Raw genomic sequence first — 15,624 nt, 5'->3', positions numbered from 1 at the left:
AGCCCGGAACCGACAACCGTTGTCAAAACGTGACGTCAAAGCCGCATTCTGTAACTTTCTGCTTAGCCCCTGGAGAGGGAATGCGCGAGGTAACAAAGATCCGGAGGCGCCGAGGGGGCGGCTTTTTATAATGTCCGGTGACTCTCCGGGCCCCCATGCAAGAAACTTCCAGCCCGAAAGGGCGCGCCAAGACTCCTCCACCCGAACGCCCCTTCTGGCTGAAATGGCTGTTGCGTTTCGTGTTCTGGGGGGCGGGCATCGCTGCGGCGGGCCTGCTTTCCATCCTGTGCGTGGTGGCCGTGGCCCTGGCAGTGGCCTATCCCAACCTGCCGGATATCTCGGAACTCTCCGACTACCGCCCCAAGCTGCCGCTGCGCGTGTTCTCCGCCGAAGGCACGCAGATCGGCGAGTTCGGGGAAGAGCGACGCAACCTCACTCCCATCGCCGCGATCCCAAAAGTGGTGAAGGACGCCGTCCTGGCCGCCGAAGACGCCCGCTTCTATGACCACGGCGGCGTCGACTACAAGGGGCTGGTGCGCGCCGGCCTCGCCAACCTGAACCGCGTGAAGAGCCAGGGCGCCTCCACCATCACGATGCAGGTGGCCCGCAACGTCTACCTGAGCTCCGAGAAGACGCTGACCCGCAAGATCTACGAGGTGTTGCTGACCTTCAAGCTGGAGCACCTGCTCACGAAGGACCAGATCTTCGAGATCTACCTGAACCAGATCTACCTCGGCAACCGCGCCTACGGTTTTGCGGCCGCTTCCGAAGCCTATTTCGGCAAGCCGCTGTCCGAGATGACGATCGCCCAGGCCGCCATGCTCGCCGGCCTGCCGAAGGCGCCCGGCGCGAACAATCCGGTCAACAACCCGCAGCGCGCACGCGGCCGCCAGTTCTACGTGATCGATCGCATGCAGGAGGCCGGCTTCATCACCGCCGAGCAGGCGGCCGAGGCCAAAAAGGAAGAGCTGCACCTGCGCGACGCCGCCGACCCGAACCGCCTGCACGCCGAGTACGTGGCCGAAACCGTGCGCCAGCTGATGTACGCCCAGTACGGCGACAGCACCTACACGCGCGGCCTCAAGGTCTACACCTCGCTGGTCGCGGCCGACCAGGCGGCTGCCTACAAGGCGCTGCGCAAGGGCATCATGGATTACGAGCGCCGTCAGGTGTACCGCGGCCCCGAGAAGTTCATCGACCTGCCGAACGACCCCAAGGAGCTCGACGAGGCGGTAGACGACGTGCTGAACGACCACCCCGACAACGGCGACGTGATGGCGGCCGTGGTGCTCAAGGCCACGACCAAGGAGATCCAGGCCATCCGCGCCAACGGCGACGCCGTGCAAATCACAGGCGACGGCCTCAAGCCTGCGCAGTCCGGCCTGTCGGACAAGGCACCGCCCAACATCAAGATCCGCCGCGGCGCCGTGATCCGCGTCGCGAAGACGCCCAAGAACACCTGGGAAATCACCCAGCTGCCCGAAGTGGAAGGCGCGTTCGTGGCCATGGACCCGCGCGACGGCGCCATCAAGGCGCTGGTCGGCGGTTTCGACTTCGGCAAGAACAAGTTCAACCACGTCACGCAGGCGTGGCGCCAGCCGGGTTCGAGCTTCAAGCCCTTCATCTACTCGGCGGCGCTCGAAAAGGGCTTCACCCCCGCCACGGTCATCAACGACGGCCCGCTGTTCTTCGACGCCGGCACCACTGGCGGCCAGCCCTGGGAGCCCAAGAACTACGGCGGCGGCTTCGACGGTCCGATGTCGATGCGCACCGCGCTGATGAAGTCGCGCAACCTCGTGTCGATCCGCATCCTGCAATCCATCGGCACGCGCTACGCGCAAGACTGGATCACCAACTTCGGCTTCGACAAGGACAAGCACCCCGCCTACCTGCCGATGGCGCTCGGTGCCGGTGCCGTCACGCCGATGCAGATGGCCGTGGGCTACTCGGTGTTCGCCAACGGCGGCTACCGCGTGAACCCGTACCTCGTGACCCGCGTCACCGACCACAAGGACCGCGTGCTGGTCGACGTCCAGCCGCCGCTGCTCAATGAAGCCTCGCGCGCCATTCCGCAGCGCAACGCCTTCATCATGGACACGCTGCTGCAGTCCATCACGCGCGCCGGCACGGCCGCGAAGGCGCAGGCGATGCTCAAGCGCCCCGACCTCTACGGCAAGACCGGCACCACCAACGACTCGCTCGACGCCTGGTTCGCGGGCTTCCAGCCCACCATGACGGCGATCTCTTGGATCGGCTACGACACGCCGCGCAACCTGGGCGACCGCGAAACAGGCGGCGGCCTGAGCCTGCCGATCTGGATCAACTACATGGAAACCGCCCTCAAGGGCGTGCCCGTGACCGACCTGTCGACCACGCCGCCTTCGGGCATCGTGAGCGTCGGCGGCGAGTGGTACTACGACGACTACGCGCCGGGCCGCGGCGTGTCGAGCCTGGGCGTGGAATCCTCCGCGCCGGTGGCACCGGCCGAAGCCCTGAGTGGCCCGGCGATCAGCGCGCCTGCGCCGCCCGAGGAGCGCAACCGCATCCTCGACCTGTTCAGGAACTGATCGAGAAAGACAGAGCGGCGGCTCAGACCGCCGCGAAGACCAGCGGCTGCCCCGCCTGCAGGGTCGCCTCGCGCGACAGGTTGCCGAAGAACTCTTCCCCGGTCTTGGTGTCCACCCACACCCGGCCGTCGTGCCGGTAGTGGTAGCCGCCGGAGCGCGCCGCCAGCCAGATTTCCTGCAGCGGCTTCTGCAGGTTCACGATCAGCTGGCTGCCGTTGCGAAACGACATCGTGATCATCCCGCCGACCCGCTGGTTGTCGATGTCGGCGTCGGTCGCGTCGTTGATGCGGTCGCAGCCCTGCTCGATGGCAGCAAGCGCCGCCTCGGCGCGGTCCATGTACTCGGTGTCGGTCATTACAATTTCAGCATGTTGAATGTTCGCCAAATTCTAGTGACCGCTCGCGCCCGCACCGCGCTCATGGTCTGCCTTGCCGCCAGCGCGGCGGGCCTTGCGGCGTGCGGACAGCGCGGCGCGCTCTATCTGCCGACCGATCCGGCGGCCGCCCAGCGCGCCACCTTGCCCCAATTGCTCACCCCCGGCGGCTCCAAAGCCTCCGACAACGAAGCGGCCCCCAAGCCCGCCGCAGCCAGCAGCGGCCCCGCCTCCCCCCAGAAATGACGACGAACACCCCCCTGCCCGGCCACCCCCACATCGCCCACCGCGACGGCGCCCTGCACGTCGAGGGCGTCACGCTCGACGCGCTGGCGCGCGCGCACGGCACGCCGCTGTTCGTCTATTCGAAGCAGTGGATGCTCGACGCCCTGGCCGCCTACCAGCGCGGCTTCGAGGGTCGTGACGCGCTCATCTGCTACGCGATGAAGGCCAACTCCTCGCTCGGCGTGCTGCGCGTGTTCGCCGAGGCCGGCTGCGGCTTCGACATCGTCTCCGGCGGCGAACTGTCGCGCGTGCTGGCCGTGGGCGCCGATCCGAAGAAGATCATCTTCTCGGGCGTCGGCAAGACGCGCGCCGAGATGCGCCAGGCCCTGGCGGCCGGCATCGCCTGCTTCAACGTCGAGAGCGAGGCCGAGCTCGACGTGCTCAACGAGGTGGCGCTGGCCGAGAAGGTGCGCGCGCCGATCAGCATCCGCATCAATCCGAACGTCGACCCGAAGACGCACCCGTACATTTCCACCGGCCTGAAGGGCAACAAGTTCGGCATCGCGCACGACCGTGCGGTGCAGGCTTACCAGCACGCCGCCCGGCTGCCGGGCCTCGAAGTGGTCGGCATCGACTGCCACATCGGCTCGCAGATCACCGAAGCCTCGCCCTACCTGGACGCCTGCGACCGCGTGCTCGACCTGGTGGAAGCCATCGAGGCAGCCGGCGTGCCGGTCCATCACCTGGACTTCGGCGGCGGCCTGGGCATCGACTACAACGGCGAAGTGCCGCCCAAGGCCGATGCGCTGTGGCAGCAGCTGCTCGCCAAGCTCGACGCGCGCGGCTTCGGCCAGCGCAAGCTGGTGATCGAACCCGGCCGCTCGCTGGTCGGCAATGCCGGCGTGTGCGTGACCGAGGTGCTCTACACGAAGCCCGGCGAAGACAAGAATTTCTGCATCGTCGACGCGGCCATGAACGACCTGCCGCGCCCCGCGATGTACCAGGCTTTCCAGAAGATCGTGCCGCTGCGCGAGCGCGCCGGCGACGCGCCGACCTACGACGTGGTGGGCCCGGTCTGCGAAAGCGGCGACTGGATCGGCCGCGACCGTGCACTCAACGTGGTGGCCGGCGACCTGCTGGCCGTGCTGTCGGCCGGTGCGTACTGCATGAGCATGGCCAGCAACTACAACACGCGCGGCCGTGCGGCCGAGGTCCTGGTGAGCGGCGCCAGCGCCAAGCTGATCCGCCGTCGCGAGACGATGGAAGACCAGTTGCGCGCCGAGATCGACGGCTGATCCGGTCTCAGCCGGTGCGCAGCGGCTTCTCGCTGCCGCGCACGGCCACTGCGGGCCTGGCCTGGCGCTTGCGCGCGAAATTCCACACGCGCCACGCCAGCAGCACCCCGATGATCGCGGCGTAGACGAACACTTCGGCGAAGTTGTTCTTGCCCGCGCGCATCCAGAAGAAGTGCAGCAGCCCGAGCCCCGCGATCACGTAGACCAACTTGTGCAGCAGCTGCCAGCGCTTGACGCCCAGGGCCTTGATCGCGCGGTTGAACGACGTGGCCGCCAGCGGCGTCAGCAGCACGAAGGCCGAGAACCCCACCAGGATGAACGGCCGCTTGGCGATGTCCTTGGCGATCTCGCCCCACTCGAAGCCCATGTCGAACCAGCTGTAGCACAGCAGGTGCAGCACCACGTAGAAGTACGCGAACAGGCCCAGCATGCGACGCAGCCGCGCCAGCGCGTTGAGCTTGGCGATCACGCGCAGCGGCGTCACCGCCAGCACGATGCAGATGAAGCGCAGGGTCCAGTCGCCCGTCGCGCGGATCAGGAACTCGGCCGGGTTCGCGCCCAGCCCGTCGGTGAAAGCACCGAAGGCCAGCCGCGCGAACGGCAGCAGGCACAGCAGGAAGACGACCGGCTTGGTCGCCGGGTGCATGAGCAGCTTGTTCAGCATGGCGCAACGACCGGGCGGGCGCGCCCGCTCAGTAGTTCTTCTTCAGGTCCATGCCGGCGTAGAGCTGGCCGACCTGCGCCTCGTAGCCGTTGAACATCTCGGTCTTGCGCCGCTTCGCGAACAGGCCGCCGCCGTCGCCGATGCGACGCTCGGTCGCCTGGCTCCAGCGCGGATGGTCGACGCTCGGGTTCACGTTCGAATAGAAGCCGTACTCCTGCGCCGCCGCCTTGTTCCAGGCCGTGCTCGGCTCCTTCTCGACGAAGCGGATCTTGACGATCGACTTGGCCGACTTGAAGCCGTACTTCCATGGCACCACGAGCCGCACCGGCGCGCCGTTCTGATTGGGCAGCACCTCGCCGTACATGCCGAAGGCCAGCAGCGTGAGCGGGTGCATCGCCTCGTCCATGCGCAGGCCTTCGGTGTAGGGCCAGTCGAGCACGCGCGAGCCGACGAAGGGCATGGTCTTCGGATCGGCCAGCGTCACGAACTCGACGAATTTGGCGTTGCCCTGCGGCTCGACCTTCTTGATGAGCTCGGCCAGCGAGTAGCCCACCCACGGGATCACCATCGACCAGCCCTCGACGCAGCGCAGGCGGTAGATGCGCTCTTCCTGGGCGCTGAGCTTGAGCAGGTCCTCGATGCCGTACTTGCCCGGCTTCTTGACCAGCCCCTCGACCTCCACGGTCCACGGCCGCGTCTTGAGGGTGCCGGCGTTCTTCACCGGATCGCCCTTGTCGACGCCGAACTCGTAGTAGTTGTTGTAGCTGCTCGCGTCCTTGTAGTCGGTGAGCTTTTCCATGGTCTGCGCGCCCGGCACGGCCGATTTGGCGCCCGGAAGCGGCGCCAGCTTGTGCGGGCCGGTCGCCTGGGCGAAGGCCTCACGCCCGGCAAAACCCGCCAGCGCGGCGCCTGCCGCGCCCCCGGCCATCAGCTTGAGCAGGTCGCGCCGGCCTTCGTAGGCGGCGCGCGGCGTGATCTCGCTCGACAGCGGATGGTTGAAACCACGGGTGTCGCGACGGTGCGAACGGGAAGAAAACGACATGGCAGGCCTTTCGCGTGAATCGTTGTGCTCAGGGTAGTTCGTGACATGCCCCGGTTTGGTTACGCGCCATGGTGGCGCGTGGTTTCAATTCTTCGCAAAAGGCGCCAGGCCTGCGCTTACAGCGTGCCGTAGCTGTGCAGCCCGCTCAGGAACATGTTCACGCCAAGGAAGGCGAAGGTGGTCACGGCCAGGCCGGCCAGCGCCCACCAGGCCGCCACGGTGCCGCGCAGACCCTTCACGAGGCGCATGTGCAGCCAGGCCGCGTAGTTGAGCCAGACGATCAGCGCCCAGGTTTCCTTCGGGTCCCAGCTCCAGTAGCCGCCCCAGGCGTCCGCCGCCCACAGGGCGCCGAGCACGGTCGCGATGGTGAAGAAGGCAAAGCCGACGGTGATCGACTTGTACATGACGTCGTCGAGCACCTCGTTGGCCGGCAGGCGCGCCGCGATGCGCTTGCGCCCCAGCAGGATGCCCGCGGCGATCAATGCCGAAATGCCCGCATAGATCACCCAGTAGCTGCCGCCGGCTTCCTGCACGCGCTGGCGGAAGGCCACCGGCACGAAGCACAGCGCCACGCCCAAGAGCCAGATCGGCGTGAGCTTGTACCAGCGGGTCTCGCTCGCCTGTTCCTTGATGAGGTAGGCGAAAGCCACCATGGCCGCGAGCGCGAAGGTGCCGTAGCCGATGAAGTTGGCGGGCACGTGCAGCTTCATCCACCAGCTCTGCAGCGCGGGCACCAGCGGCTGGATCTCATGCGCCTCGCGCACGATCGTGTACCAGAGCAGGAAGCCCACCGCCGCGCTGACCACCAGCATCACGAAGGCACCCAGCGCGCGTGTGTTGTAGCGCTCTTCGAAGTACAGGTAGAACGCCGCCGTCAGCCAGCAGAACAGCACGAACACTTCGTACAGGTTGCTCACCGGGATGTGGCCGATGTCCGGGCCGAGCTGGTGGCTTTCGTACCAGCGCACCATGGTGCCGATCAGCGCCATGGTCACGGCCGCCCAGGCCAGCCGGGAGCCGATCAGGTCGAAGGTGTCGGCCTGCTGCTTGCCGGCGGCGAAGCCGATCCAGTAGAACAGCGTGCTCATGAAGAACAGCACGCTCATCCAGAGGATGGCCGACTGGCTCGACAGGAAGTACTTGAGCCAGAACACCGAATCGGCGCGCGCCAGGTCGCCCTGGTAGGAGCTGATGGCCAGCAGCGAGGCCGCGGCCACCACCAGCGTCAGCACCCGCAGCGGGCGCCAGAACCAGCAGATGCCGATAACCGAAATCAGCGCGGCCACCAGGATCGGCTTTTCGTAGCTGTCCATCGAGCCGGCGTGGCGCATGAAGGCGAACGCGCCGCCGGCCAGCACCAGCGCCGCGAACACCCAGTCGAACAGGTTGCGGCGGGAGAGCCAGCTTTCGTGGAGCGTGAGGGTCGTGGTGTTCATGGTGACGCCGGTTCTTCTTTCTTCAGGGCGAGCAACCTGTGCTTCAGGTGCTCGAATTCGCGATCGCTGTCCAGGGTCTTGCGGTTGACCGAGAACGCCATCGTGGCGACCGTTTCGCGGCCGTCGTTGTCTCCAGAGGCGCCGCCGCCGGGTGTCAGCCACACCCACAGGCGGCGCTCGCGCACGTACAGCATGGCAAAAATACCGACGATCAGCAACAGACACCCCAGATAGACGATGTTCTTGCCAGGGGCGCGCGCCACCTGGAAGACGCTGGCCTGCACCTGGGTGAAGTCGGTCATCATCATCGCGACGGGCGCCGGATAGAAGTGCGCGTCGCTCAGGGCCAGCACGGCCTGCGTCAGGTAGCCCTGCGATTTCTCGTCGTTCGGCAGCGCGGCCAGGCCGGCGCCTTCGCGGCTCAGGTTGAGCACTTCGAACAGCACATCGTTGAGGATGCGCACCAGCACCGTGCCGGCGCGCTCGCGCTCGGCCTCGGGCACGTTGGCTTCCATGAATTCGGCGATCGCCTGCCAGCCGCCCTGCGATGCGGCGTCGGCCTTGGCGCGTTCGGCGCCCGAGAACAGCGCCAGCGCGCGGGCGGCCGAGATGCGCAGCTGCTCGGCCATTTCGGGGCGCTTGGGGTCGGTCGCCTTGGCGATGTAGCGCTGGATGGCGCGCTCGCGCGTGGCAGCGTCGCCCAGCGCGGTGCGCATGCGCACGAAGCCGTCCATCGAACCCTGCTCGTCGGCCGGCACGCGCAGGTAGCGAAACGGCTCCTCCGGCTTCTCGCGCATGCCCAGCAGGAACACCGGCTGGCCGTCGCCGGCGTCGACCGGCACCATGTAGTTCTGGTACTCGCGCGCCTGGCCGGCCGCATCGCGCAGCTTGTAGCCGATGCTGGGGCCGATGTTGCGCAGCACCTTGGGCTTGTTGGTCTTGTTGGCCGCGCCCAGGCGCGACTCGATGCCGTGGCGCAGGTCGACCTTGCGCACGTCGGCGCCGCTGCCCATGGCGCCGCCATCGGCGAAGTTCTCGACGTTGATCACCCGCAGCGCGGCGTACTCGAGCGTGAGCTTGTCCTTGCCGTTGGTGATCTCGGTGCTCGGGCCGCCGATGATGCCCTCGACCTCGAAGGGCTTGGCCGCGGCCGCCATCGGCACCGCCTTGAGCTTCACCGTGGAGCCGCCGTCGTCGAAGCTCGACTGGTAGATCTCCACGCCCTTGTAGCTGGCCGGGTGGTTCACCTCGATGCGCGCCGGCACCTGCTCGCCGCTCTCGCGGTCGTGCAGCACCACCTCGCTGGCGAACAGCTTGGGCATGCCGGTCGAGTAGTAGTCGACGATGAACTTCTTCAGCTCGATGGTGAACGGCAGCTCCTGCAGCAGCACGCCGTCGGCCTGGTTCAGGATGGCCACGTTGCCCCGCCCGCCCTCGGGCACGAGGATGTTGCCGCGGAAGGTCGGGTTGGCGGTCGACAGGCGGTGCTCGGGCGCCACGTCGGCAATCATGCCGCCGCCCGTGAACACGCTCTTGCCGTTGAACCAGGTCTGGGCGCGCACCACGAGATCGCCGTCGAGCAGGCCGCCGATGCACACCAGCACGATGGCGCTGTGGGCGGCGATGTAGCCCAGCTTGTGGGCGCCGCCGGCGCGCGCCGCCACCATCCAGCCCGCCGCGGCCTTGCCGTCGGCGCTGGCGTTGCGCTGTTGCAACTTGACCTTCCAGCCCCCGCTCACGAGCAGCTGGCCGATGCGGTTGGCCGCCATGTCGGGCGTTTCCGCCAGCCGGTTCTCAGCGCGCTGGCCGAAGGCCTTCAGGCTCTGCGCGCGGATGTCTTCCTTGAAGGTGCGCAGGTCGATCAGGATGCGCGGCGTGTTGCGCGCGACGCACAGCGACGTGCTGATCACCAGGAACAGCAGGATCAGCAGGAACCACCAGGCGCTGTAAACCGAGTCGAGCCGCGCCGTGCGGAACAGCTCGGCCCAGAAGGGCCCGAACTGGTTGATGTAGTTGTTGATCGGCTCATGCTGCTTGAGCACGGTGCCGATGATCGAGGCGATGCAGATGACCGTCAGCAGCGCGATCGCGAAGCGCATCGACGACAGCAGTTCCACCGCGGCGCGAAGCAGCTGCGGGCCGCGATGCACGCGAAGGCCATGGGTGGAGACGGTCATCGGGAGGGAACCAGGAAAGAGGAAAAAAACAAAAGGGCGGGCCATCCTCCTGGATCGGCCCGCCCTTTGTTTGGGATTTTTATCGGCGGTTAGTTCACGCTGGACAGCGCGACGGCGGAAATCAGCGCAGGCCGGCGATGTAGTCGGCCACGGCCTTGATTTCGCGGTCGTTGAGCTTGGCGGCCACGCCGTTCATGGGCGAGCTGTTCAGGCGGACGTTGTCGCGGAAGGCCACGAGCTGGGCCACGGTGTAGTCGGCGTGCTGGCCGCCCAGGCGCGGGTACTGGGCCGGGAGGCCGGCGCCGTTCGGGCTGTGGCAGCCGGCGCAGGCCGGGATCTGGCGATCGCCGATGCCGCCGCGGTAGATCTTTTCGCCGAGGGCGACCGTGTCCTTCTCTTTCGAGAAGCCCGGCTTGATCTTCTTGGAGCCGACGAACCAGGCGATGTTGCGCATGTCTTCTTCAGACAGCGCCGACGCCAGCGGCTTCATGATGGCGCTCTTGCGCTTGCCGGACTTGAAGTCCTGCAGCTGCTTGAGGATGTATTCGGGGTGTTGTTGCGCCAGCTTGGGGTTGGCGGCGATGGCCGAGTTGCCGTCCGCGTTGTGGCACGAAGCACAGCTTTGGCTGTTGGCCGGCGTCGCATTGAACAGCGTGTCGCCCTTGGCGGGATCGGGCTTGGCCGGCTTGGCGGCTGCCGCTGCGGGGGCAGCTGCATGCTCATCGGCTGCAAAACTCGCGCTGGCTGCGACGCCCATGAGGGCTGCAAGCAGAATATTGGCAAACAACTTCATATCGGGGGCTTCGAATTTATGGCGCAAAACCCCGCGATTCTACAATGGCGCCCCGTTCCGAAAGCCCATTGATGACCTCCCCGCGCGCCAAGTCCGCCGCTTATCCTCCCCGCGCGGCCCCTGCCGTGGACCCGCAGGTCGCTGAACGCGAGCGCGTGGCCCTCGGTTGGCTGCACACCGCCCACTTCCTGACCAGCGCTCCGCAGCTGGAACACCTGCCCCCGGTCGACCTGCCCGAGATCGCTTTTGTCGGCCGATCCAACGCCGGCAAATCGACCGCCATCAACACCCTGACGCAGCAGACGCGCCTGGCCTTCGCCTCGAAGACGCCGGGCCGCACGCAGCACATCAACCTGTTCGGCATCGGCAAGCAGAAGGTCGACGACGCCGTGCTGGCCGACCTGCCGGGCTACGGCTACGCCGCCGTGCCGAAGGAAGCCAAGCTGCGCTGGCAGCGCGTGATGGGCAACTACCTCATGACGCGCGAAAGTCTGCGCGGGGTTGTCCTGATGTGCGATCCGCGCCACGGCATGACCGAGCTCGACGAGATCCTGCTCGACGTGATCCGTCCGCGCGTCGAGCAAGGCCTCAAATTCCTCGTGCTGCTGACCAAGTCCGACAAGCTCACCCGCACCGAAGCCGCCAAGGTGCTGTCGATTACGCGACTGAACGCCGGCGGCGGCGAGGTCAAACTGTTCTCGGCCCTGAAGAAGCAAGGGGTCGGCGAGGCGGCCGAGCTGCTGTGGCGCTGGGTGCATCCCGACGACGCCGCGCCAACGCCCGCGCCGCCACCGGCCGAAGACGCCTGATGCGCTAGAGGAACCGGCTGCATCGAGCGCCTCGCCTGCGAAGTTCACTATCAAAACAATAGCGACAGTCAACCCAAGGAGACACGAAGCATGATCGAGACCTTCCAACGCAGCCTGCCCAACGGCACCACCCTGAGTTGCCGCGCCGCCGGCAAGCCGGGCCAGCCGCTGATGGTGTTCCTGCACGGCTTTCCCGAAGCCGCGTTCATCTGGGACGAACTGCTCGCCTACTTCTCGGACCCGGCCCACGGCGGCTACCGCTGCGTGGCGCCGAACCTGCGCGGCTTCGAGAAGTCCAGCGCGCCCACGGAAGTGGCCGACTACAAGGCCCACCTGCTGATCCAGGACATCCAGCAGCTCGTGGCCACCGAGAGCGCCGACGGCACCATGGCCGCGCTGGTGGCCCACGACTGGGGCGGCGCCTTCGCCTGGGGCTACGCCAACGCCTTCCCGCAGCAGGTCGGCAAGCTGGTCATCATCAATTCGCCGCACCCGGGCACCTTCACGCGCGAGCTGCGCAACAACCCGGCGCAGCAGCAGGCCAGCGCCTACATGCACTTCCTGGCGCGCCCCGACGCCGAAGCCCTGCTCGCGGCCGACGATTTCAAGCGCATGTGGCCCTTCTTCCTGCTGATGAAGGCCGGCCCGGACGGCTTCGGCTGGCTCACCGAAGAGGTGAAGCAGCAGTACCGCGAGGTCTGGAGTGCGGGCCTCACGGGCGCCTGCAACCTGTACCGCGTGACGCCGATGAAGCCGCCACTGCCGGGCCAGACCGTCGACAGCATTCCGGTGCTGCCGCGCGAACGCCTCACGGTGACCATGCCGACCTTCGTGTTCTGGGCACTCGACGACGCCGCGCTGCTGCCGGGCCTGCTCGAAGGGCTGGAAGAGTACGTGCCGAAGCTCGAAGTCAAGAAGGTGCCGAACGCCACCCACTGGATCGTGCACGAGCAGCCGCAGCTGGTCGCGCGCGAGATCGAGGGCTTCCTGGCCCGCAATCAGTAGATTGGCGGCTCGCCTTCCGGGCGGGTCTTGAACCGGCGGTGCACCCAGTAGTACTGGGACGGCATCGTGTCGATGTAGCCCTGCAGGCGCTCGTTCATGAGCGCCGTGTCGGCCTCAACGTCGTCGGTGGGGAAGTTCTGCCACGCCGGCAGCACCTGGATCTCGTAGCCGCCCGGCGTGAGCTTCGCCACCACCGGCACCACCTTGGCCTTGCCCAGCCGCGCAAAGCGCGACAGCGAGGGCACGGTGGCCGCCTGCACGCCGTAGAAGGGCACGAAGATGGTCTGGTCGCGCCCGAAATCCATGTCGGGCAGCAGGTACAGCAAACCGCCCTTGCGCAGCCCCGAGAGGATGGGCTTGATGCCGTCCACCCGGTTGAGCGCCGCCACGTCGCCGAAGCGCGTGCGGCCTTCGCGGATCCAGGCGTCGACCATCGGGTCGCGCTGGGTCGTGTAGATCGTGGCCGACGGGCGCGCCGTGTGCATGGTGAGCGCGGTGGCCGCGGCATCGAGGCCGTAGAAGTGCGGCGCGAACAGAATCATCGGCGCGTCGCCTTCGGCGATCTCGCGGATTTCCGAGACAGAACCGACGATCTTCAGCCGGCTCTTCACCACCTTCTCGGGCGCATGCCACAGCCAGCTGCGGTCCAGCCACGACTGCGCGACGAAGACGAAGGTCTCGCGCGCGATGGCGCGGCGCTCGGCCTCCGACTTTCCGGGGAAGCACAGGGCCAGGTTCCGGTCGACCACGCGCCGCCGCGGCACGGCGATGGTGTGCAGCAGGCGGCCGAGGACCCTGCTGAAGCCGCGCACGAGCGGCAGGGGCAGCGGGGCCAGCACGCGCATGAAGCCGATACCGAGTCGGGAACTGAGGCTCATGGCGCAGCCCCTCCGGCGGCATTGGCCACCACGGCGGGTTCGCCGCGCGGCTCTTTGTAGCGCGCGTAGTCCCAGACGTACTGGCCGGGCAGGCTGTGGATAAGGCGGCCGATGCCGTCGTTCATGGCGGCGGCGGCGTCCTCGATGGACGCCTCGGGGTCGGTGAGCGCGGTGCCGACGATCGGCTCGAAGCGGATCACGTAGCCCGCGCCGCGCGGCAGGCGCTCGCACACGCTGAGGAAGCAGGCGGCGCCGGTCTGTTGGGCCAAACGGGGAAGCAGGGTCATGGTGTAGGCGGGGCGGCCGAGGAAAGGCGCCCACACGCCCTGCCCCAGCGGCGGCACCTGGTCGGGCAGGATGCCGGTGTAGCCGCCGCCGCGCAGCGTGCGGATCAGGCCGCGCACGCCGGTGTTGTTGGTCGGCAGGGTCTGCAGGCCGGGCCGGTCGCGCGAACCCGCGGCGATCAGGTCGGCCATCCATTTCTTGCGCGCCGGACGGAACAGCGCGGTGATCGGCCCGAAGTCCGCGAGAAAGCGCTCGCCGATGGCCTGGCCGCACATCTCCCAGCTGCCCAGGTGCGGCGCCACGAGGATCACGCCCTTTTTCGCGCGCATCGCGGCCTCGAAGGCCTCGACGCCTTCCCAGCGCACCACGCGCGTCAGCACGCTCTCGCCCTGCGGGCGCAGCCACAGCCAGGGCAGCTCGGACGCCATGTGGCCGGCGGCGGCGATGGCGGGACGGTACTGCGCGGGCGAGAAGCCGGCGCTCTCGGCGTTGGCCTTGAAGCGGCGGCGGTAGTCCGGCGCGCACCACCAGACCAACCATCCCAGCAAGGCGCCGAGCCGATGCATCAGCGGCATCGGCACGCGGGCAAGCAGGCGGAACAGGGTGATCATTGAATGGGGAGGGGGAGAGAGTCAGGGAGGGTCAAAAGGCGGACGCGCGCGCATGGTATTGCGCGGCTCGAATAGAATGCAAATTGTCGCCGAGTTACGGAACAACTTGCAGGGCGACACCCACAAGCGCGAATGCGATTGTGTCCCGTCGATACGTCGACATCTGCTAAAGCGTTCGCCAGGGCTCCGCAGAGTTGGCAACGCGCCAATTGAACTTCAAGGAGTGACCACAGTGGCGAACGACTTTCTCTTTACTTCCGAATCGGTTTCCGAAGGCCATCCCGACAAGGTCGCGGACCAGATCTCGGACGCGATCCTCGACGCGATCTTCGAACAAGACCCCCGCAGCCGCGTCGCCGCCGAAACGCTGACCAACACCGGCCTCGTGGTGCTCGCCGGCGAGATCACGACCAACGCGCACGTCGACTACATCCAGGTCGCGCGCGACACCATCAAGCGCATCGGCTACGACAACACCGAGTACGGCATCGACTACAAGGGCTGCGCCGTGATGGTCTGCTACGACAAGCAGTCCAACGACATCGCCCAGGGCGTGGACCATGCCTCCGACGACCACCTGAACACCGGCGCCGGCGACCAGGGCCTGATGTTCGGCTACGCCTGCGACGAGACGCCCGAGCTGATGCCCGCGCCGATCTACTACGCGCACCGCCTCGTGGAGCGTCAGGCCCAGCTGCGCAAGGACGGCCGCCTGCCCTTCCTGCGCCCCGACGCCAAGAGCCAGGTCACGATGCGCTACGTGGACGGCAAGCCCCACAGCATCGACACCGTGGTGCTCTCCACGCAGCACAGCCCCGACCAGAGCGAAACGCCGACCAAGATGAAGGCCTCGTTCAACGAAGCCATCATCGAAGAGATCATCAAGCCCGTGCTGCCCAAGGAATGGCTGCAGAACACGCGCTACCTGATCAACCCGACCGGCCGCTTCGTCATCGGCGGCCCGCAGGGCGACTGCGGCCTCACCGGCCGCAAGATCATCGTCGACACCTACGGCGGCGCCTGCCCGCACGGCGGCGGCGCGTTCTCGGGCAAGGACCCGTCGAAGGTCGACCGCTCGGCCGCCTACGCCGCGCGCTACGTGGCCAAGAACATCGTGGCCGCCGGCCTGGCGCGCCAGTGCCAGATCCAGGTGGCGTACGCCATCGGCGTGGCCCAGCCGATGAACATCACGGTCTACACCGAAGGCACCGGCGTGATCCCCGACGAGAAGATCGCCGAGCTCGTGCGCGAGCACTTCGACCTGCGCCCGAAGGGCATCATCCAGATGCTCGACCTGCTGCGCCCGATCTACCAGAAGACCGCCGCCTACGGCCACTTCGGCCGCGAAGAGCCCGAGTTCACCTGGGAAGCCACGACGCAAGCGGCCGCACTGCGCGCTGCGGCCGGCCTTAAGTAAGCACTGCGACTACCGGGTCTCAAGGCCCGCCGTCCCCTCGGGGCGGC

General features: G+C 67.3%; 14 protein-coding genes. 6 read left to right on the top strand and 8 right to left on the bottom strand.

The window, feature by feature from the left end:
• The first annotated feature begins 155 nt into the window (after positions 1 to 155).
• Positions 156 to 2,567 carry a penicillin-binding protein 1A gene (locus tag AC1RL8_RS22240; RefSeq protein ID WP_492686182.1) on the top strand — a complete coding sequence of 804 codons (2,412 nt, stop codon included), beginning with the start codon at positions 156 to 158 and terminating at the stop codon, positions 2,565 to 2,567.
• Between the two features lie 22 nt (positions 2,568 to 2,589).
• Here the strand turns inward: AC1RL8_RS22240 and cyaY are convergent, their stop codons facing one another.
• Positions 2,590 to 2,922 carry an iron donor protein CyaY gene (gene cyaY / locus AC1RL8_RS22235; RefSeq protein ID WP_492686183.1) on the bottom strand — a complete coding sequence of 111 codons (333 nt, stop codon included), beginning with the start codon at positions 2,920 to 2,922 and terminating at the stop codon, positions 2,590 to 2,592.
• Between the two features lie 12 nt (positions 2,923 to 2,934).
• Between cyaY and lptM the strand changes: the two genes are divergently transcribed.
• Both lptM and lysA read left to right on the top strand, forming a co-directional pair.
• A complete protein-coding gene (lptM, locus tag AC1RL8_RS22230) occupies positions 2,935 to 3,186 on the top strand; it encodes an LPS translocon maturation chaperone LptM (RefSeq protein WP_492686184.1) in 252 nt (83 codons plus the stop codon).
• Positions 3,183 to 4,460 carry a diaminopimelate decarboxylase gene (lysA, locus tag AC1RL8_RS22225; RefSeq protein WP_492686185.1) on the top strand — a complete coding sequence of 426 codons (1,278 nt, stop codon included), beginning with the start codon at positions 3,183 to 3,185 and terminating at the stop codon, positions 4,458 to 4,460. Before lptM ends, lysA begins: the two co-directional genes overlap by 4 nt.
• A 7-nt stretch (positions 4,461 to 4,467) precedes the next feature.
• Here the strand turns inward: lysA and msrQ are convergent, their stop codons facing one another.
• The 5 genes from msrQ to AC1RL8_RS22200 form a co-directional block, all read right to left on the bottom strand.
• Positions 4,468 to 5,121 carry a protein-methionine-sulfoxide reductase heme-binding subunit MsrQ gene (gene msrQ, locus AC1RL8_RS22220; RefSeq protein WP_492686398.1) on the bottom strand — a complete coding sequence of 218 codons (654 nt, stop codon included), beginning with the start codon at positions 5,119 to 5,121 and terminating at the stop codon, positions 4,468 to 4,470.
• Positions 5,122 to 5,152: 31 nt separating this feature from the next.
• The gene (gene msrP, locus AC1RL8_RS22215; RefSeq protein WP_492686186.1) at positions 5,153 to 6,166 is read right to left on the bottom strand and encodes a protein-methionine-sulfoxide reductase catalytic subunit MsrP; all 1,014 of its coding nucleotides are present in this window, start codon (positions 6,164 to 6,166) and stop codon (positions 5,153 to 5,155) included.
• Between the two features lie 116 nt (positions 6,167 to 6,282).
• Positions 6,283 to 7,602 carry a c-type cytochrome biogenesis protein CcsB gene (gene ccsB, locus AC1RL8_RS22210; protein ID WP_095743751.1) on the bottom strand — a complete coding sequence of 440 codons (1,320 nt, stop codon included), beginning with the start codon at positions 7,600 to 7,602 and terminating at the stop codon, positions 6,283 to 6,285.
• Positions 7,599 to 9,779, bottom strand: a complete 2,181-nt coding sequence (locus AC1RL8_RS22205) for a cytochrome c biogenesis protein ResB (protein ID WP_492686187.1) — start codon at positions 9,777 to 9,779, stop codon at positions 7,599 to 7,601. Before AC1RL8_RS22205 ends, ccsB begins: the two co-directional genes overlap by 4 nt.
• A 121-nt stretch (positions 9,780 to 9,900) precedes the next feature.
• Complete coding sequence (locus AC1RL8_RS22200) at positions 9,901 to 10,572, bottom strand: c-type cytochrome (protein ID WP_095743749.1); 672 nt, start codon at positions 10,570 to 10,572, stop codon at positions 9,901 to 9,903.
• 71 nt (positions 10,573 to 10,643) lie between these two features.
• On the opposite strand from AC1RL8_RS22200, the gene yihA reads away from it, so the two are divergent.
• Positions 10,644 to 11,381 (top strand): ribosome biogenesis GTP-binding protein YihA/YsxC, encoded by a 738-nt coding sequence (gene yihA / locus AC1RL8_RS22195; RefSeq protein WP_095948319.1) that lies wholly within the window; start codon positions 10,644 to 10,646, stop codon positions 11,379 to 11,381.
• A gap of 90 nt (positions 11,382 to 11,471) precedes the next feature.
• On the top strand, positions 11,472 to 12,386 hold the full coding sequence (locus AC1RL8_RS22190; RefSeq protein WP_159278441.1) for an alpha/beta fold hydrolase: 915 nt from the start codon (positions 11,472 to 11,474) through the stop codon (positions 12,384 to 12,386).
• Here AC1RL8_RS22190 and AC1RL8_RS22185 read toward each other — a convergent pair.
• Together AC1RL8_RS22185 and AC1RL8_RS22180 are read right to left on the bottom strand one after the other, a co-directional pair.
• Entirely contained in the window at positions 12,380 to 13,264 is an 885-nt protein-coding gene (locus AC1RL8_RS22185; protein ID WP_492686188.1) for an LpxL/LpxP family acyltransferase, read from the bottom strand. The two genes, AC1RL8_RS22190 and AC1RL8_RS22185, sit on opposite strands and share 7 nt — an antisense overlap.
• A complete protein-coding gene (locus AC1RL8_RS22180; protein ID WP_492686189.1) occupies positions 13,261 to 14,160 on the bottom strand; it encodes a lysophospholipid acyltransferase family protein in 900 nt (299 codons plus the stop codon). Before AC1RL8_RS22180 ends, AC1RL8_RS22185 begins: the two co-directional genes overlap by 4 nt.
• 232 nt (positions 14,161 to 14,392) lie before the next feature.
• Between AC1RL8_RS22180 and metK the strand changes: the two genes are divergently transcribed.
• Entirely contained in the window at positions 14,393 to 15,577 is a 1,185-nt protein-coding gene (gene metK, locus AC1RL8_RS22175; protein WP_062471813.1) for a methionine adenosyltransferase, read from the top strand.
• Positions 15,578 to 15,624: the final 47 nt, after the last annotated feature.

This window comes from Variovorax sp. GW822-FHT04E09 (assembly GCF_058800845.1).
The sequence above is the reverse complement of the archived record's forward strand: the minus strand, read 5'-3'. Positions and strand labels throughout refer to the sequence as shown.